15 protein-coding genes and 1 riboswitch are annotated in these 20,409 nt (G+C 40.3%); of the genes, 1 reads left to right on the plus strand and 14 read right to left on the minus strand.

Going from position 1 to position 20,409, the window contains the following annotated elements:
• Positions 1-74: 74 nt before the first annotated feature.
• Positions 75-258, minus strand: a riboswitch (Lysine riboswitch).
• 66 nt (positions 259-324) lie between these two features.
• From yunB to DH10bf12_RS16655, 5 genes are read right to left on the minus strand one after another with little or no spacing between them, the layout of a single operon-like run.
• Positions 325-1,080 (minus strand): sporulation protein YunB, encoded by a 756-nt coding sequence (gene yunB / locus DH10bf12_RS16635; protein WP_471736336.1) that lies wholly within the window; start codon positions 1,078-1,080, stop codon positions 325-327.
• A 55-nt stretch (positions 1,081-1,135) separates the two neighbouring features.
• Entirely contained in the window at positions 1,136-2,233 is a 1,098-nt protein-coding gene (locus DH10bf12_RS16640; protein WP_471736337.1) for an HD-GYP domain-containing protein, read from the minus strand.
• A gap of 32 nt (positions 2,234-2,265) precedes the next feature.
• Entirely contained in the window at positions 2,266-3,621 is a 1,356-nt protein-coding gene (locus DH10bf12_RS16645; protein WP_471736338.1) for a bifunctional metallophosphatase/5'-nucleotidase, read from the minus strand.
• A gap of 23 nt (positions 3,622-3,644) precedes the next feature.
• Positions 3,645-4,466, minus strand: coding sequence for a sulfite exporter TauE/SafE family protein (locus DH10bf12_RS16650; protein WP_471736339.1), 822 nt, complete (start codon positions 4,464-4,466; stop codon positions 3,645-3,647).
• A gap of 17 nt (positions 4,467-4,483) precedes the next feature.
• Positions 4,484-5,332, minus strand: a complete 849-nt coding sequence (locus DH10bf12_RS16655; protein WP_471736340.1) for a DUF72 domain-containing protein — start codon at positions 5,330-5,332, stop codon at positions 4,484-4,486.
• A gap of 254 nt (positions 5,333-5,586) precedes the next feature.
• Between DH10bf12_RS16655 and brnQ the strand changes: the two genes are divergently transcribed.
• A complete protein-coding gene (brnQ, locus tag DH10bf12_RS16660) occupies positions 5,587-6,951 on the plus strand; it encodes a branched-chain amino acid transport system II carrier protein (RefSeq protein ID WP_471736341.1) in 1,365 nt (454 codons plus the stop codon).
• 704 nt (positions 6,952-7,655) lie between these two features.
• Here brnQ and DH10bf12_RS16665 read toward each other — a convergent pair.
• The 9 genes from DH10bf12_RS16665 to DH10bf12_RS16705 all read right to left on the minus strand — a co-directional run bounded on the left by DH10bf12_RS16665 (position 7,656) and on the right by DH10bf12_RS16705 (position 20,398).
• A complete protein-coding gene (locus DH10bf12_RS16665; protein WP_471736342.1) occupies positions 7,656-10,682 on the minus strand; it encodes a type III restriction-modification system endonuclease in 3,027 nt (1,008 codons plus the stop codon).
• A 7-nt stretch (positions 10,683-10,689) separates the two neighbouring features.
• Entirely contained in the window at positions 10,690-12,762 is a 2,073-nt protein-coding gene (locus DH10bf12_RS16670) for a DNA methyltransferase (protein WP_471736343.1), read from the minus strand.
• Between the two features lie 582 nt (positions 12,763-13,344).
• A complete protein-coding gene (gene sufB, locus DH10bf12_RS16675) occupies positions 13,345-14,742 on the minus strand; it encodes a Fe-S cluster assembly protein SufB (RefSeq protein WP_471736344.1) in 1,398 nt (465 codons plus the stop codon).
• A gap of 26 nt (positions 14,743-14,768) precedes the next feature.
• Positions 14,769-15,203 carry a Fe-S cluster assembly sulfur transfer protein SufU gene (sufU, locus tag DH10bf12_RS16680; protein WP_204730859.1) on the minus strand — a complete coding sequence of 145 codons (435 nt, stop codon included), beginning with the start codon at positions 15,201-15,203 and terminating at the stop codon, positions 14,769-14,771.
• Positions 15,193-16,422: a cysteine desulfurase gene (locus tag DH10bf12_RS16685; protein ID WP_471736345.1), complete on the minus strand. Its 1,230-nt coding sequence runs from the start codon at positions 16,420-16,422 to the stop codon at positions 15,193-15,195. Before DH10bf12_RS16685 ends, sufU begins: the two co-directional genes overlap by 11 nt.
• Positions 16,419-17,729: a Fe-S cluster assembly protein SufD gene (sufD, locus tag DH10bf12_RS16690; protein ID WP_471736346.1), complete on the minus strand. Its 1,311-nt coding sequence runs from the start codon at positions 17,727-17,729 to the stop codon at positions 16,419-16,421. The genes DH10bf12_RS16685 and sufD overlap by 4 nt, the downstream gene beginning before the upstream one ends.
• 17 nt (positions 17,730-17,746) lie before the next feature.
• Complete coding sequence (gene sufC, locus DH10bf12_RS16695; protein WP_404404623.1) at positions 17,747-18,529, minus strand: Fe-S cluster assembly ATPase SufC; 783 nt, start codon at positions 18,527-18,529, stop codon at positions 17,747-17,749.
• 169 nt (positions 18,530-18,698) lie between these two features.
• On the minus strand, positions 18,699-18,845 hold the full coding sequence (locus tag DH10bf12_RS16700) for a YuzK family famiily protein (protein WP_204730883.1): 147 nt from the start codon (positions 18,843-18,845) through the stop codon (positions 18,699-18,701).
• 707 nt (positions 18,846-19,552) lie between these two features.
• On the minus strand, positions 19,553-20,398 hold the full coding sequence (locus DH10bf12_RS16705) for a MetQ/NlpA family ABC transporter substrate-binding protein (RefSeq protein ID WP_471736347.1): 846 nt from the start codon (positions 20,396-20,398) through the stop codon (positions 19,553-19,555).
• Between the last annotated feature and the right edge of the window lie 11 nt (positions 20,399-20,409).

Here is a 20,409-nt window from a genome sequence, read left to right on the forward strand (position 1 = left end):
TAAAAAAACGCAAAAAAGGGCAATGATAGAGGACTCTACCATTACCCTTGTCGTTAGTAATGTTATGCTCCATCACGATCTGTAGCTCCTCAACCCGCAAAAATACTGCGGAAAGAGAGTGTTATCCTTATTAAAGATAACCCCAATGGTAATATCCTGACTGATGATTACCATTTCGGCAGTGATCCCCTTTCATCTGTGATCGCAGTTATCATCCTCACACAGATTACTCTTAAATCCTGCTCCTCTACCCCATCGGATTATGATGTGGTGATTATTCATTTTACTGAACTATTATAACAAGGGACTCTCTTCAATTCAAGACTAATTTGTCGGAATCGGGACTTCAAGAGAAGGTGACATACCATCACCAACATTGTAAATTTCAGGTACCTGCCCCTGGATGAGCCCCATTGCAACCGGGATGTCCTGTTCAATTGTAGTCACTTCTGTAGCAAAAGGTACAATAATCTGTACGTTGACCACCAGATGAATATTAATCACGACGAATGCGTTATTAATGCCAAACTCATCGATTTCCGATTTAATATTCGACGTGACATTACCGACTGCATGAAAGCGGATTGGCACTTTGGGACCCAAGTTCCCAAGAAGTGCATTCCCGGTTGCCTGACCAAGCGGAACTGTATAGACAATTCCTTCAAGATTTCCGGCGTCCTCCACTTCAAGATCCAGCTCAGTCAGTGATTTTAATATAGCTGTGTCTCCTCTTTCGATGGCCCGCAGCTGTTCCTGTACAAGTTCAGTCGTCTCTGCCAATACCCTGTTAATAATTTCTGTATTAAACTTCGTTGTGACCATTTCTGCTGAATCGGTCGGGACATTCTCAATAATTTCATTAATATCCATGACATTTGCAATCTCCCGGTTTACTGCCTTACTAATGACAAGTGCCCCAATTTTTTTCGTCTGAGATTCTGCGTACAGCATCAGCGTCGGTTTCACACCTGTATTGATCACAGCAAGTCCGAGGACTGTCATCAGTAGAAACAGAAGCAAAGACAACAGCCAGACAGAGCGGGCTGTGAGCGGCTTGATCATTAACCTTTTTCTGCGCATAAAAAGCCCTCCTATAACGCAGTGTATGCGTTCAGCAGAGCTTTTTTACAAAGAATTATTCAGTGACAAATGCAATATCAGTCTGAGCGATTGTACAGTTCAATTGAGTTGCGAGATCGATTTCATATGTAGCATGAACAATCGCGCCATTCTCTTCCACAATCCTGACAACAGGACGCATGGATACAGCTTTATTCTGTCTGGCTACAATCCCTTTTCTTCCATCGCTTAACTGTACTGTCAGCCCGTTAGGATAAATCGCAACGCCTCTCTGAAAAGCTTTAATCACGGTCGGGTCAAATAATGTGCCGGAGCCTGAGAGCAGAATTTCCACTGCATCAGCAGGCAGCATTTTATCCCGGTATATCCGGTTGGACGTACACGCATCAAACACATCCGCGACAGCAATAATTTTTGCGTATGGATGAATATTCTCAGCTGTTAAGCCTCTTGGGTACCCTGAGCCGTTAAGTCTTTCATGATGCTGAAAAGCACAGTGCGCAGTCAGTAGCGAGACATTGTGAAGGTTTTTGAGTACTTCAAAGCCATGAACCGTATGCGTTTTAATTTCTTCAAATTCCTCCTGCGTCAGTCGGCCTTCCTTCATTAAGACCGACTCATCAACCATGGTCTTCCCGATATCATGCAGCATGGCACCAATTCCAAGCTGCTCAAGCTGCTTAACCGGAAGCTTCAGTTCTTTCCCTATGGCTAGCGTATAAAGTGTGACGTTATAGGAATGATCAAAAATATAGGAATCATACAGGTGAGCATCAGATAAAATCATCAATAGATCCTGATTCGCATCCATCTCACTCATGATATTTTTCAGGATATGCTGAATTTTCGTTGCCTTCTGTTCCAGCATATTTGCCATATTTTTTTGCTTACAGCCTTCAATTGATGAGAAAGCCTGTCTGATTTCCCTGATTGATTCCTGCCTGACAAAAACCGGTACACTTTCCTTTACTTCGATACCTTTTGACTGCTCATCGGCAATATACACATACTGTACTTTCAGGTGACGCAACCGCTCAATCATTCCTTCTGTCAGTTTGACACCTGCCTGTAATAAAGGCTTTTCATTCACGTTATATATTGTATGGCCCAGCACCATGCCTGCGCGAACAACCTTTGTGGCTATTAATCTCATTGACTGATCACCCTTCTCTAACTGTTTCTTTTTTAACGGGCTGTATGACTCAGCTTATCTTTTAAAATATCACGCAGAAATTCAGGCATGAAATACTGTTTTTTTGCCCGCTGCATTTCCGGGAAAAAGAAACCGAACGTAAACATATCAACAGTAGCAATTTTATAGATCTGCTCTGCATGGACTATTTTCCCATTTATATAAAATTGATGATCTCTTTCTTCAAGTCCTTTATAGATAAACTCGCCAAGAATCGTTCCTCTGAACCCAAGGCCCCTGATGACAGTCGTTGGCCAGTTCTGGTGCCTGGACTCTCTAATCACTTCTTTCAGTTCACTCCCGGTCAGTTCAACAAGGCACGGGTTGATCGGATGAGGCAGGATTTTATGAAGGTCGTATTCTGTGACCGGACCTGCATCGAGCGGATGAAGCAGCAGTCCGCCGGTTACAATTGACAGATCAGCATCACACCACTCAAGAATCGCTTCGGCAAGTAACATCGACAGCGGTGACGCAGCCTGGAGCGGGTTGTGCAGGATTGGCTGATCAAGCACTGTGATTTCATTAGATAAAAGCTGCTTACCCTCTTCAAGCCAATGTTCATTCTGATCTTCAGCTTCAGGAAGTTCACTCGTTTCATAGAGTGTAGCTGTTTTACCTGATACTTCTCTGCTGACATGATCAAATTCAATTTCCACTTTACCTGTATACATTCCGTATTTTCCTGCGGCTGCTAACAGCACCTGATTATGCAGCCTGCCATTTTCAAGCACATGATGTGTGTGACCACCCATGATCACATCAATATCAGGACACTCCTCTGCCACCCACTCATCCTCTCTGATTCCAAGGTGTGATAGCAGAATCACAACATCCACTTTATCCTTCATCGCCCTGACCTGCGCCTTCAACTCGTCTTTTGCTGACGTAATATGCCATCCGAGCTTTTCATAAAAAACGGGGTATTCAGCTGTTACAGCGGTAATTCCGATTTTTATTCCACTTTTGGTGGTTTTGATCAGATATGGCCGTGCCCAGTCCGGACGATTCCCTTCTGTCGTAAAAAGATTAGCCAGGATGACTTCAAAATCTGCATGCTGGTACATCTCATTCAACTCGTCATATGAGAACGTAATCCCTTCATTATTTCCGATTGTCACCGCGTCATATCTGGCCTCATTCAGCAGATCAACATTCCGTTTACCGGCTGACCCCTCTGTTAATGGATGAAAACGGTCAGCGTGATCTCCTATATCAAATAGATATACATCTTCCCCATCCTGCCTGAGCATATTTCGCTCCTGGTCCAGGAACTGATGAATGCGGGGCCAATTCTCAAAATGACTATGTAAATCATTTGTATGAAAAATTGTAATTCTTTCTTTCACAATACATCACCTCTCAAATCCAATTAACCTAACCCCTCAATAATTGATCTGATCCCGATCAGTACGAGTATGATTCTAAGTACAAATACCAGCTTGTCTGATTGAAGCTTCTGATTCATCCAGGCACCAAGCTTCGCACCAAACCACGCGCCTGGTGCAAGCAGTGCCACATAAAGCCAGTTCACATTACCAAACGCAATATGTGAAGCAGAACCGAGTATTGCTGAAAGGAAGACCATCATCATCGAAGTGCCCACCGCTACATGAGGCGGGAATAAAAATGCTATGATCATAATCGGCACCATCACAGATCCGCCACCGATACCAAATAATCCTGAAGCAAATCCGACAGCAAATGCTGCAAGAACCCCTGCAACCGGTGGAAATCCGTATTTCCATTGTACGCCCTGCGGATCGGTAAAATGCCGCTGGTAGGAAGCCGACTTGAATTGTTCAATCGGTTTGATCTTATTTCTAATCAGTAGAATAAAAGATAAAAAGATCATAAACAGGCCAAAATACAGATGAAACGATCCTAATGTTAAATACTGATTTGTATAAGACCCTACGATTGCACCGGGACCGCTCCCTGCAAAAAAGATCAGTCCGCTTTTTACATCAACGGTTTTCGTTTTTAAATAGGCAAGTGTCGATGATAATCCTGTAAAAATCATCACGACTAAAGAAATCCCGACAGCAGTCTGCGGCGTTATGCCATCGATCCACATGAGTGCCGGCCCAAAGAAGAGCAGCGCAGGCACAACAATCACGCCGCCTCCAAGTCCGATCAGCGAGCCGATCGCACCGGCTGCAAGCCCGATTAAAGGCAGTAAAAACCATTCCATTCATCCTTCATTCCAATCTAAAATAAATCGAGCTGTCTAGGGGCAAGACCTCCATAATCCAGTCCAAGCAGATCGATCATTGTTTTCGCATTGGCAGCTGCATGGCCGCCTGAATTATTATTAAACAGTACATACACTTTATCGGACGAACGGTTCAGCTTTTGAAGAACCGGCACAAGATCTTTAAGTTCCGCCTCGTTATAGTCATAAAGATAGCGAACTTCCCGCCAGCTGTTTTCATTTCCCTTCTTCGTCCAGCCGGCTACATTCCTGCCGTGCAGTCTGAAAATCGTTACGCCTTTGTGCGTACTTTCAGCAATCAGCGGGATCGACCCTTCTCCTGCCTGAGGTTCATCACATACGCTGTGAATCAGCTCTTCATCCTTTAAAAATTGAAGTGTCCTGTCACGGAATTCATCTGTATACCAGGTCTGGTTTCTGAATTCAATCGCAAGCGGAAGTCCTTCGAGCTGCTGCTTGCAATATCTTATGTAATCAACATTCTGCTTTTGACAGTCAAACCAGGGTGGATACTGCAAAAGTACAACACCCAGCTTATCCGCTTCTATAAAGGAAGTAAGTGATAGTCGAAATGCTTTAAACATGTCCTCTTTCGTTTCAAAAGGAATCTCTCCCCGCTGGTGTCCGGTCATCCCCTGATAAGCTTTTACAATAAACTTGAATGAATCAGGCGTTTCAGTTATCCACTTTTTCATATTCCGTTCCGGCTGAACTGCATAAAAAGATGCATCCAGCTCAACAATTGGAAAATGACCCGAGTAATCCTTCAGCTTATCCTGCTTTGATGAATGCTCATCATATACATCCGGATGATCTCCCCATCCGGTTAAACCGATATAAATCACACAATCACCTTCTTACGGCCAATTTTATATGGTTATTGTATCATAGTTGAGCTGATACCGTAGCAAACAGATGATCTGATGTTGACTGGAATAAAATAGACTTTAAATCAGCTTTTGTAAAAAGGAAACGCTACCATAGAAAGTGTTTGTAAAAATAAGATTATTGCTATTGTAACCCCTGTGGATTCTTGTTAGGATTACCTTTATTACATCACAGCGTTGCACTTAAAAAGGCACAGGAAAGGAACAATATTATGCAACAAAAGATCCCATTTTCAACTTATCTCATTATCGGCACAATGTTATTCGGGCTATTCTTCGGAGCCGGAAATCTCATTTTCCCGATCCAGCTCGGCCAGCTTGCCGGTACATCATTCTGGCCTGCATTGGCAGGATTTCTCGTTACTGCCATTGGACTTCCGCTGCTGGGTATCCTTGCGATCGGATTATCAGGCAGTAAAGGGCTGCACGATTTAGCAAGCAGGGTTCATCCGCTATTCGGTACAGTCTTTGCACTTATCCTTTACTTAACAATCGGACCATTTTTCGCAATTCCGCGTACTGCAACTGTCCCGTTTACAGTCGGATTTGAACCGTTTGTCAGTCCCGCACAAAGTCAGCTATGGCTTGCAGTCTTCAGTTTTATTTTCTTTGCGATTGTCTATGTCTTTTCGCTAAAAGCTGAAAAAGTAATGGACATTGTCGGTAAATATTTAACACCTGTCTTTTTATTCTTTTTATCAATCTTAATTATTACGGCAATCGTCAAACCGATGGGCAGCTTCCAGTCACCAGCTCCGGGTTATGAGACACTTCCATTTATGAGCGGATTCCGTGAAGGCTACAATACAATGGATGCACTTGGCGCACTGGCGTTTGGCATTATTGTTATTCATGCAATTAAAAACCTTGGGATTACTGATAAAAAAGCCATTGCCAGCACGACATTGAAGTCAGGTCTCATTGCGACCGGCCTGATGATGCTGATCTACGGATTACTGACCTATATGGGCGCTTCAAGTCCTTCAGCTGTCGGCACATTTGAAAACGGCGGACTGACTTTCGCTGCCGTGGCCCAGCATTATTTCGGACCATTGGGCGCGATATTACTTGCACTGATTATTGTGCTTGCATGTGTGAAGACAAGTATCGGTCTGATTATCGCGTGTAGTGAATTTTTTCATCAGCTTTACCCTAAAGTCAGCTACAAAACGTTTGTATTAATCCTGACACTGATGTCACTGGTTATTGCAAACTTCGGCTTAACGAATATAATTCAGTATGCGATTCCTGTATTGATGTTCTTATATCCGCTTGCAATTGTACTGATTTTACTTGGCATGACTTCAAATCTGTTTGGTCATAAACGAAGCATCTATGCAGGTGCGATGTTCCTGACGTTCTTTGTCAGTCTGATTGACGGCTACAATGCGCTGGTTGGCACTTTGCCTGGTATTGCAAACGGGGCACTTGATGCTGTAACAGATTTTTATATGACTTACCTGCCTTTATATGAAATTGGACTCGGTTGGATGCTGCCTGCACTGGTTGGTGCAGCGATTGGGTTTATGTGGAGACCTGCTTCTACAGGGAAGGTTTCGGAGGATTTGTCTTACTAATATTGTGAGAGAGACTGCTGCGGCAGTCTTTTTTTTGGCTGCTGATAACGGCTTTGGTGAATGTTGCTGTTTCTGCTGGTGCTGTCGCAATTCGTGCTGGATTTGTAGCAGTATGTCTGGTGATTTGTCGCAATTGACGGCTGAGTTGTGGCATTCCACCTCTCTACATGTCGAGTTCCACCTATAACCTGTATACACCACACCCTCTTAATGGCCTTAAGAAATATAAGCCTGTTTCTTAAAGGCATGCAGGGCAGATGCTGCAGGATGTTGCTGTAATTGCCGGTGCTGTCGCAGTTTGTGCTGGATTTGTAACGATACGCCCGGGAACTTGTAGCAATCGCCGGCTGATTTGTCGCAATTAATTCAGAACTTGTCCCCATCCCAGTCCAATTAAAAAACCCGCACTCCAAAAAGTACGGGTTTTTGTCATATTAACCGATAGAACCTTCCATCTCGAACTTGATCAATGGTGCTTGAAATGCCAAGCCCTGATTTATAATAAATAGGGACAAACCTTTGATACAATGCCATTTCTTCAAGTTGTTTAAAATAGATTATAATTTGGCACGGATTTGGCAATGTTTTGGCAAAAAAATTTATGATCTATAAACCCATGTATAAAACGGTAAAACTCTATACCATCTAGTTTGTGCTGTGGGTTCTTATCATATATAACTAGCATTAATCCTCTATTCCACTTTCTATTCTTCCTCATTCCAAATGTTTTCTAAAACCCTTTGAATTTTATCATTATGAAGTTGAGATCTATAAGTGACCTTAAACTTTTCATCTTTTATTTCATTCTGTAATTCTTCAAAGAATTTCTGACTAGCTCTAATTTTAGATTTTTCGATTTCCCTTAAATCATACAAGTTTTTCACATCTTTAGTTTCTATGATTAGGTTCATTACTTCTGATCCATCCGTCTTCTTTGCAATGTAAATAAAGTCTGGGCTTGAAGTCCCACCAAAATACATTGGAACACGAATACTTCTTCTTGGAATTTTACCATAGACTTCAACTGCCTCAGTTTCTCCATCAATTATATTTGTTTCTTCAAAAGGACTATCAAAAGCAATTTTGTCATACAAGAAGGTCTCTGGTACTTTGTTTTCTTTACTACTTTTCATTAGTCCTATCATAGATTGGGGAATGCTTTTTTTAGGATTACCTTCATAGTCTGTTAATTGTGTTTCCTTTATTTGATTCGGAATTCTCCGGTAACTATATTTTCCTTCAAATTGGTTTATAAACCAGCCTTCAAAATTTGAAACAAAAGTTTCAACACTGTAATTTGTTGGATAAATATCCACATCAGGATATTTGTTGTGAAACTTCTTGATACCGTTGTGTATTAATCCCACTGGAATGTTAAGACGATTACACAATTTCTTTAAAAACTCACCATAGCCAACCTTATCGCCATCAAGGTAGTAACTTTCTTTAGTCTTTTCCCTTACAATTTCAACTCGGTTGCTTTCATCATCTTTTGTCATCGTATGAACGACAAAGCTAGATTTCTGACGGTCAAAAATATCTGAAGTCAAACTTTCTTCAATACCCTTTTCTAGTACTTCATCACTAATTGGCTCTAATTGAACGATGTAGTTTTGGTTTATTTTTTCCCATATTTTTTTTATTTTAATGTAGTTTTCCTTACGGATTCCTACTTTTTCAGGATTCCCCTTAAGTACTTTACCACTTTTAATACCTACACGGAAAAGAGGATAGTCTTTGTAGAACTGCTCTCGTTTTTCAAGATTTATATTCCCATCCATATCAATATAATTTTTACCACCTAATTCAAAGAACAAGGCATTCCGATCTTTATCCATCTTTTCAGCAATTTCATCAATTATTGATAAGATGTTAGTTACATTTGGTTCTCCTTCATTAATTTCATCTTGGAGCTTTTCTGCAAAATTATTTTCAGTATGGTCAATAAGATAATTAAGACGGAATTCTTCATCCCCGATTTCTGCTCGATTACCGTTTTCATCAACTGGTAATCGTAGCCCCCGCCCAACTTCCTGTATTTTAGAATTTTCGCTACCAGAAGATCGCAATTTCGCAATAGTAAATACATTCGGATTATCCCAACCCTCACGTAGAGTCCATTTGGAGAAAAGAAACCGACGAACATTCCAATTGCCATTCTTGTCTTTGAAAGAAAGCAGACTTTCTTTATCACGTAAAATTTCGTCTACTTCTTTTTGAATCGCTTCATCCGAAGTGTCATTATCCTTAGAGAAGTAACCTCCGTTTGTAAGTGAAATGTTATTACTACTTGCTTTTAAAAACTCAACATATTCTTTGTCTTTTTCGGTTAGTGTAGCCTTGGATTCTATATCCTCTATTTCCTTTTTAATACGTTTGTTTAATTTGTCCTCAAAATATAAACGTAACACTCCTGACTTATCACTTTCTGTACGATAGGAAAGCGGATTATCAATGAAAAATAAAGATAGTGTTTTATAACGTGGCGAACGATAGAAGTTCTCTTGTTCCTTTTGAAAATGTAGTTCTATTGCTTGCTCAATCATCATTTCTTGATAAGAATGACTGAATACGCCAGCATATAAACTATCACCAACAGCTAGCATTCTATCGTTAGAAAGTTTGATACCATTCATTCCATTTAGTTCATCAAATTTATTAATATCTACAATACTAATATTTGAGAAATCTTCACTCATTCTATTTAGACTATCACCAAGTACAAAGTCGTAATTAACTTTCGTATCTTCATTTCTAAAACGAATTTCTTTATTTGCTTTTACGCCTTTGTTTTCAATTCTAACTAAACGATAACGAGTACTTGAAACTCCTTCTACTTCAGGATTGAATATAGATACACCTTTTACTAAATCACGGTTAAAGGCTTGTGCTGATGTTAGGTTGTATACTAAATTGTTATAGTCCCTTGTATCATCATCTTTCTTTGATGTAATTTTAGGGAACGTAGCCCCAAAACGAATAATCGCAAGTGGGTTTAAATTTTCAGTAATGTACTGATATGTATTTTGTTCCCTAGGAAAACGGTGTGCTTCATCAAGTATAACTATGGGTCTTGTTTCTCCCATTCCCTCTATAGGACGTGTTGTACCAGTAAAGAGCGATTCGTCATAATCTTTACGGTCTAGCGTTGAGTTTTTCCCTTTTTTAAGCATTGCCATACCAGTTAAGAACATATAAACAGTATTCTTTGCAAATCTATCTCCCTCAGAAAAATTACGTACTTCTGTGGGTATATATCTACGTCCTTTTTTATTGCTTTTTTGTTTATTTAATACTTCCAAGGAAATGTCAAGGTCCTTATAGTCTTCATACAAGCTATAATGCCGTTTGAACATATCAGATTCTAAAAACGCCTTTGTACCTTCTTTAATTGGTGTAGTTGGCGTTACAACAATAAATTTATTGAAATTGTATTTTGCTTTTAATTCTAACATTAAACGTGAATACACATAAGTTTTACCTGTGCCTGTTTCCATCTTTACATCAATTCCCAAGATACCGTCATTAATTGATGTACGCAAATCGCTATTAATCCTATTTTTCTTTTGAATAGTAGTAATATTAGCTTTTAATTTCTCTTGAACAAACATGTCAGTAAGATTAAAAACAGGATTTGCTTTATTAGAAATATAATTTAATGGCACGCCATTAAATACATCTGTAACAGCTTCTATCGCTTCAACTTGATAATCAAGCTCCTTCAGTTCCATCGTCCTCTTAATACCTCCTTTCTAGGGTCAACCCATTTATAGTTTTCACAGCTAAATCTAACTCACGAAGTAAAACTGATGATAAAGAGTGGACATATACAGTAATGTTCGAAATATTGATTTCTTTCTCATGAATTTTTCTAAGTAATTCAACCATATCGTCAGTGGTCATGCCTTCATTTAAAATGTATAGCCTTGAACCAGATAAATAACCATTTGCTTGTCCGAATTCTATTTCCTCTACCTTTGCACTAAAACCAAACCCATCATTAATCAGCCAAGTTGTAAGTAGTGTGGACTCTCCACTAGCTTCTTTGTATTGGTAAATATCAATGTGGTTTTCAGTACCTATACCTAAAGTTTCCTGAACAACAGGATTGTCGGTGAATTCTTCGATACTTTCTATCGATGGAATAGGTCTTTCATGCACATAGTATGTCTTAAAACCATAATCTATACTTTCACCTGTTTCTTCATTAATCCTTTTAGCAGCACGTCTTATTCGCTCTCTCCCTACTTCGTCAATAGTTGAAAAACCAAACTTCTCTCGAGCTGGATTATTCTCTTTGAGTTCTTCAGGTAATTGAACTAATATATATTTATAATTTCCTTTATCACTTGTATTAAGCCTCATAACAGCATCAGCTGTTGTTGCTGAACCTGAAAAGAAATCTAAAACTAAAATCTCTTCTTTTTTGGGAATCAAACTTAACAAGTAATACAACAAATCAACATTTTTAGGATTAGTGAATATATCAGCTGAACCCATCAGCTCATTAAAATAAGTAGTACCATCATTAGTTGAAAAATCCAAAATGCTTCTTGAATTTGATGATACATCCCTTTCAATATAATACTTTCCATTTTCTTCAAAAACGGTTGAACTATCAACGAAAGTTCGCTTCTTTATATTGTAATTCGGCTCTGTACCTGTAACCATTACCTCTTTTTTATCCCTAACAAATTTATCAATTTCCCATGTCCAAACTCCAAATTGATTTCTAACTTTTGGAGGACGAATAGGGAAATATCCATTTAAAATTAAATCTTCATCATCTGTATACAATTCTTCATACGTTTTAGCGGTCCCAATCATTTCTTTGTCATAATCCATTTTGGGAATCATACAATTCGTCTCTTTGTTGTAATAAACGGTGTATCCAAGATTGTTCCTGTTGGCTAACGTACCACCTTCACCCCGAGTAGTAATGTAATCATTAAAGTAATAATATTCTTCATTTTCTTCATAGACCTCTTGTTTTTGATGTGAAATTACTCGAATATTTTCTTTCTCTTTTCCATTTTCAAAAACAGTACTTTTACGATATACCAAAACATATTCATGATTTTTTTGGATGTTTTTTGAATCGTTTTTCGAATTTTGTTTATTTTGTATAATTGGTCCTAATCTGTTACTTTCACCGAAGATTTCATCACATAAAAGTATCATATTAGATGCTTCGTTATCATCAAGGCTTACAAACATTACTCCCTCCTTTTTCAAGAGTTTATGTGCAATTGCAATTCTGGGCAGCATAAACGTCAACCAAGCGGAATGACTTGACTTACCTGATAGGTTATAAATTCGTTCAGCTTTTTCTTCATCACCAAATATTTCAGTAAGCCTTTCTACACTAAACTGAAATGTATCAGGATAAGTGAAGTCATCACTCCCCGTATTATATGGTGGATCAATGTAGATAACATCTACTGCATTCGTATATGACTTCCTTAGATGCTTTAAAACGTCAATATTATCACCGATTATGTAGATATTTTCACTATCTTTGTTTACACCATTATTGTTCTCTAATTCATCAGGAGAAACTAGAGTATCAGTTGGTGTATCAATCAATAATTTTGCATATTCTTTTCCAACAAAATTTAAAGAAAAACCTTCTGTGTTTACACCAATATCACTGTCTGTCAAATAGCCTTTGAACTTTTCAAATTCAAATTCTCCTTTTTTATTAAAGAATTGAGGGAAATATTCTCTTAGCTCTTCAAAACGTTTATTTCGAGCTTCTTCTTGAAGTTCCTCAAATGACTTTACATTTTGTTCTTCATTATGATCTAACACGTTATACCACCCCTGGAATTATATGTGTAAACTACTTTGTATTTATAGAATGAAAACTAATACACATTCTCTATTTTAAGGTCACTTCATAAACTTTAGATTTCTATTAATTTTATCCATAAGTTATTTTGATAATAATAGAAATAATTATATAGAATGATTCACCTTATGGATTGCAATTACTATTATACATTACGATTATTCGTGAGAAAATGAATTCAGCAAAATCAAAACCAAATGATGAGAATCATAGTACGCTGAATACTTGCTATTTCGTGCGATTAAAAACTTATAAAGAAGCTTCACCAACCTCCTGACACACGATTCATGCCCATATTATGAATTAAAACAACAGCGGTTATTTATCATGATGTACCTAAAATATAGAAAAGACGAACTAAAAATTTCGCCTCCCACACTTAAAGTTAATTTAAACTTGGCAGGGAATGAACGCTATCAAACATTTGATATAGGTTATTCAATAGAACCTTTCATCTCTACTGCATATTTCATAGGAATCTATTTCCCAGTCCCAGTCCAATTAAAAAACCCGCACTCCAAAAAGTACGGGTTTTAGTCATATTAACCGATAGAACCTTCCATCTCAAACTTGATCAGGCGGTTCATTTCTACTGCATATTCCATCGGAAGCTCTTTCGTGAATGGCTCGATGAAGCCCATTACGATCATTTCAGTTGCTTCCTCTTCAGAAATTCCGCGGCTCATCAGATAGAATAGCTGCTCTTCAGAAACCTTAGACACTTTCGCTTCGTGCTCAAGTGAAATGTTGTCATTCAGAATTTCGTTGTATGGAATTGTATCAGATGTTGATTCGTTATCCATAATCAACGTATCGCACTCAATGTTAGAACGTGCACCGTGTGCTTTACGTCCGAAGTGTACGATACCGCGGTAGGTTACTTTACCGCCCTGTTTAGAGATCGATTTAGATACGATTGTTGAAGATGTGTTAGGCGCTAAGTGGTGCATTTTAGCTCCTGCATCCTGGTGCTGACCCTTACCTGCAAGTGCGATTGACAGTGTCATACCACGTGCACCTTCACCGCGAAGGATAACTGCAGGATATTTCATTGTCAGCTTAGAGCCGATGTTTCCATCTACCCATTCCATTGTTGCATTTGCATCACATACTGCACGCTTCGTTACCAGGTTGAATACGTTGTTCGCCCAGTTCTGAATCGTTGTGTAACGGCAGTAAGCGTCTTTTTTGATAATGATTTCAACTACGGCACTATGAAGTGAGTTCGTTGTATAGACCGGTGCTGTACAACCCTCAACGTAGTGTACGCTTGAACCTTCATCCGCAATGATCAGTGTACGCTCGAACTGACCCATGTTTTCAGAGTTGATTCGGAAGTACGCCTGTAGTGGTGTATCAACTTTTATGCCTTTAGGGACATAGATGAATGATCCACCTGACCATACTGCTGAGTTCAGTGCAGAGAACTTGTTATCACTTGATGGAATAACAGTTCCCCAGTGCTTTTTGAAAAGCTCTTCATTTTCTTTAAGTGCTGAATCAGTGTCCTTGAAGACGATACCCATATCTTCAAGATCCTCTTTCATGTTGTGGTATACAACTTCTGATTCATACTGTGCAGATACACCTGCAAGGTACTTCTGCTCAGCTTCAGGAATACCGAGCTTGTCAAATGTACGCTTGATTTCCTCAGGAACCTCGTCCCAGCTGCGCTCGCTTCGCTCTGACGGCTTAACGTAATACGTAATTTCATCAAAGTTCAGTCCGCTTAAGTCGCCGCCCCACTGAGGCATTGGCATGTTGTAAAACTGTTCAAGAGCCTTCAGACGATAGTTCAGCATCCACTCCGGCTCTTCTTTCATACGTGAAATTTCTTCCACGATTTCACGCGTCAGACCACGCTTCGAACGGAAAATCGATACGTCTTTATCATGAAAGCCATATTTATAATCGCCAACATCGGGCATTTTTTTCGCCATGATGATTCCTCCTTCTTTTTTTGCAGTTATTCAGACTGCTGGTCAATCCCTTTCTCCATTGCTTTCCAGGAAAGTGTTGCACATTTGATACGGGCAGGGAATTTTGCCACACCCTGCAGTGCTTCAATATCACCAAGGTCTACTGAATCATCGTATTCTTTTCCAAGCATCATATCTGAAAAGATTTGAGAATATTTAAGTGCTTCATCAACGGGCTTTCCTTTGATCACCTGAGTCATCATAGAAGCAGACGCCATTGAGATTGAGCAACCTTCACCATCGAATTTTGCTTCTTTGACAATTCCATCCTGTACATCAAGTGTTAAATGGATTCTGTCACCACATGTAGGGTTATTCATATCAACAGTTACACTGTCTTCGATTTCCCCTTTGTTACGCGGGTTCTTATAGTGATCCATAATCACCTGACGATACAGCTGGTCTAAGTTATTAAAAGACATCGCTGAAATACTCCTTTGTTTTAACGAGTCCACTTACTAAGCGGTCAATATCTTCTTCTGTGTTATACAGATAGAAGCTTGCACGGGCTGTTGAAGAAACATTAAGCCATTTCATCAGCGGCTGTGCACAGTGATGACCTGCACGAATCGCAATACCGTCTGCATCAAGTACAGTGGCTAAATCATGTGGATGAACGTCATCAAGATTAAAAGTCACAAGGCCTGCGCGCTTAGATGGATCTTTAGGTCCGTAGATGGTAATGCCATCGATTTCAGACATTTTCTCCATCGCATATGCTGCGAGGTGGTGCTCATATTTCTCAATTTCATCGAGACCGATTTCATTTAAGAAATCTATCGCAGCCCCAAGACCGATTGCACCGGCGATGATTGGTGTGCCGCCTTCAAATTTCCACGGAAGCTCTTTCCATGTGGATTCCTGAAGACCGACAAAGTCAATCATTTCCCCGCCGAATTCTACAGGCTCCATTGCGTTCAAGTGTTTCTTCTTACCATATAGAACGCCAATACCAGTCGGGCCAGCCATCTTGTGGCCTGAGAATGCAAAGAAGTCACAGTCAAGATCCTGCACATCCACCTTCATATGAGGTGCAGACTGTGCACCGTCCACCACCATGACTGCGCCATTTTCATGTGCAATCTGTGTGATTTCTTTAATCGGGTTGATTGTGCCGAGTACGTTTGAAACCATCATAATCGAAACAATTTTCGTGTTTGATGTGATCGTTTCACGCACATCATCAAGTGACAGCGTGCCGTCTTCCTGAAGCGGTACATACTTCAGTGTTGCACCGGTTCTTTTCGCCAGCTGCTGCCAAGGGATGATGTTACTGTGGTGCTCCATGTGTGTAATGACGATTTCGTCGCCTTCTTTCACATTTTCCTGACCATAGCTTTGTGCGATGGTATTAATCGCTGTTGTTGTACCGCGCATGAAGATAACTTCTTCAGAAGATGCGGCATTAATGAATTTACGAACTTTTTCGCGAGCTCCTTCATACCCGTCTGTCGCCCGGGTTCCAAGCGTGTGTACACCGCGGTGCACGTTTGAGTTGTACCCTTTATAGTACTCGTCAATCGCCTGGATCACAGACAGCGGTTTTTGAGAAGTAGCTGCGCTGTCAAGATAGACAAGCGGCGAACCGTTTACTTCCTGGTCCAATATTGGAAACTGTCTGCGGATCTCTTCGACATTCATACATTCACTTTCCTTTCAATCACTTCTGTGAGCTGCTGCTTCACGCCTTCAATTGGAAGCTTAGTCACTACCGGTGCTAGGAAACCGTGGATAACAAGACGCTCTGCTTCTCTTTGAGAAATACCACGGCTCATCAGATAGAACAGCTGCATAGGATCTACGCGGCCTACTGAAGCTGCGTGACCTGCAGTTACATCATCTTCATCAATCAGAAGGATCGGGTTTGCATCACCGCGTGCTTTTTCGCTTAACATCAGTACGCGTGATTCCTGCTCAGCGTTCGCTTTTGTCGCGCCGTGCTCGATCTTACCGATTCCGTTAAAGATAGAAGAAGCTGCGTCCTTCATAACGCCGTGCTTCAGAATATATCCTTCTGAGTTTTTACCCCAGTGTCTGATATTCGTTGTAAAGTTCTGCTTTTGATTTCCACGTCCGACTACAACCATTTTCGTGTCACCGTGTGAATTATCGCCAATCAGGTGCGTGATGTTTTCTGAGATTGTATTCCCATCATTCATCATGCCAAGCGCCCACTCGATTTTTGCATCGCGTGAAGCTATTCCGCGGCGGTTTACGTAAGTTGTTGTACCTTCAGACAGGTTATCAACTGCTCCGTATACAACACGCGCATTGTCTTTTGCTACAACTTCAGTAATGATGTTCGCAAGCGACTCACCGGCACCTTCAGTTGCAAGATAAGATTCAACATAAGTGACTGCAGAATTTTCTTCAGCCACAACAAGTACGTGGTTGAAAAGAGCTGCATCAGCATTATCGTGTACGTATACAGCCTGGATTGGCTCTTCAAGTTCAACGTTTTTAGGAACATAAAGAAATGCTCCGCCATTTACAAGTGCTGCGTGAAGTGCAGTCAGCTTATGCTCGTCCATCTGCACTGCATCCTTCATGAAGTACTGCTCTACAAGCTCAGGGTGCTCCTTCGCTGCAGTTAAAATATCTGTGAAAATAACACCTTTACTCTTCAGGCTGTCAGACAGCTTCAGGTATGCTGGTGTATTGTTGCGCTGAATATACAGGTTTTCCTGCTTCTCAGCGTCTACTAGAGACTTCACTGATTCAGGAAGCTCTTCTAATGAAGCATAAGCTTCACTTTCTACAGTATGGCTAGCAAACTGTGTGAAATTCCATTTATCTATTTTCGTTTTATCCGGCTTCGGCAATGGCAGCTCTTCTGCTTTCGCAAGTGCGTCCAATCGAAGGGACGACAGCCAGCCAGGCTCGCCGTTCTTTTCTGAGAAAGCCTGCACCGCTTGCTGATCAACCGGCAATTTCATTTGTGTCGTCATATTCATCCTCCTATCAGTTACGCTTCTTGTCCTACAGTTTCGTCTTCAATACCAAGTTCCTGTTTGATCCAGTCATAACCTTCACTTTCAAGGCGCTGAGCCAGTTCAGGTCCACCCGATTTAACAACGCGGCCCTGCATCATAACGTGTACGAAATCAGGCTCGATGTAGTTAAGAAGACGCTGATAGTGAGTGATAATCAGGCAGCCGAAATCTTCACTGCGCATCTGGTTAATTCCTTTAGATACAACTTTCAGTGCATCAATATCAAGACCAGAGTCAATCTCGTCAAGGATACCGAATTCAGGTCTGATCATCATCAGCTGAAGAATTTCATTACGCTTCTTCTCTCCGCCTGAGAAACCTTCATTCAGGTAACGCTGTGCCATGTTCTGATCCATTTCGAGGAAGTCCATGTTTTTATCTAATTCTTTAATGAATTTCATTAAAGAGATTTCCTGGCCCTCTTCACGGCGTGCATTGATTGCAGAACGAAGGAAGTCTGCATTTGTTACGCCAGTGATTTCACTTGGATACTGCATTGCAAGGAATAATCCTGCAAGTGCACGCTCGTCCACTTCCATTTCAAGAACGTTTTCACCGTTCAGCAGTACTTCACCTTTTGTTACTTCGAACTTAGGGTGTCCCATAATTGCTGAAGCAAGCGTTGATTTACCTGTTCCGTTTGGTCCCATAATAACGTGAATCTTACCGCTATCCAATTCAAGGTTTACACCTTTTAAAATTTCTTTGCCTTCGATCTCCACATGAAGATCTTTAATTACTAAAGTTGAAGCCATTGTCTAATTACCTCCGTTTGTATATGAATTTGAAATGGAAGAACCATTCTCAATTTATTCTCATTCTAATCTTATAACAAATTAAAACTAGAATCAAATCACACTGACCCTTACCTTTACAATCAAAAAAGTCAGTGTAGGATACACTGACTTTTTCTCTTCTCTACTATTATAAATGATTGATGACTTTACCTTCAAGTTCCTGGACTAAGTCCTGTGACTTTTTATACTCTTCTTCACGTTTCATTTCCACATTCATACGCACATTGTGATCTCTCATATACGTTTCGTAACCAACTCCGTGCGAACTTAGCATTTGCTTCTCCATGTCAGTTGTAAAATCAACTTTAATAGGATGGATAATGAATCATTCCTTTTCGGTTTTTTTGTCCGTGACTTCGTTTCCATATTTTTTCTAAATCTGTTTGCTAGTGGTGTATTACCCGCTAGAAAACTTAATAAACACACTAGCATTATTTTTTGACTATTACAAATATTTATTCAATATATGTAAGGGTTTCCATTGTTTTTAAATCAATAGATGAAGGCGAAACAAAAATTTTTTTGCCACCTGTTGAAATTCCCTCGCGGCGGTTTTGTTACAAGCTGTGAATGAAAAGATGCAACTCGATCCGGGATCAATACAAATTCTCCACATAAAGGTACAACTTCCCGGGTGTATCGCGACAACCTGAGGAGAAATAGCAGCAACTCTGACTTAAATGACAACATTTCAGTTCGTGCACCCGCTCTGCTCTGAATGCCTTTAAGAAACAGGTCTTTAGTGTCTTAAGAGCATCAAGCGGGATCGGTGCAAAACAAGTATTCAGATGGGATACAGACATTTGAAGAGAAAATAGAAGCAATTCTGGCACGGATAGGAACAACTTCCCGGGTGTATCACGACAACCTGAGCAGGGATTGCAACAACTTCAGCACAAATTAATACAAACTCACCTTCCCTTGCCCCGCGCAAAAATATAAAAAAACTGCCCAGTCATAGACTGAGCAGTTACCAAACAATTATTCAGCGTCAACCGGTACGACTGCGCCGCCCCATTCTTCAAGAATGAAGTCCTGGATTTCTTCAGAAGTTAAAACTTCTACAAGCTTCTGAACTGCTTCGTTATCCTCTTCACCACTGTTAACTGCAATGACGTTAACATATGGTGAATCAGAATCCTCAAGGGCAATTGAATCTTCAAGCGGGTTGATTCCTGCATCAATTGCATAGTTAGAGTTGATTAGAACTGCGTCACCTTCTCCATTTTCATAAAGCTGTACAAGAAGTGCTGCTTCATAATCCGCTTCGAACTGAAGGTTTTTAGGGTTTTCTACAATATCAGATACTTCTGCTGCTGTTTTTTCAACTTCAGGATCCAGTGTGATCAGACCCTGTGCTTCAAGCATAGTAAGAATACGGCCGTGATCAGCTACAGAATTACTCATTAGAATTTCAGCACCATCCGGAAGCTCATCAAGTGATGCATAATCCTGAGAATATACGCCGATTGGCTCAATGTGAATGCCGCCAGCATTTGCAAAGTCATAATCATGTTCTGCAATTTGTGACTCAAGGTAAGGTACGTGCTGGAAGTAGTTTGCATCAATTTCACCTGAATCAAGATCCTGGTTAGGAAGAATGTAGTCCTGATACGTTTCGATCTGAAGGTCTACGCCTTCTTCTTCAAGTAAAGGCTGTGCCTGCTCAAGGATTACAGCGTGTGGTACGTTAGATGCGCCGACTCTCAGTTCAACCGGCTCACCATCTTCACTTGAGCCGATACCTTCCTCTGCGTTATCTGAACCGCAAGCGGCTAATGCAAAAATACTTGTTACTGCGAATGTTCCTGCTACGAATTTTTTCATGTGTGATTCTC

The sequence above is a fragment of the Jeotgalibacillus sp. 10bf12 genome (assembly GCF_055597105.1).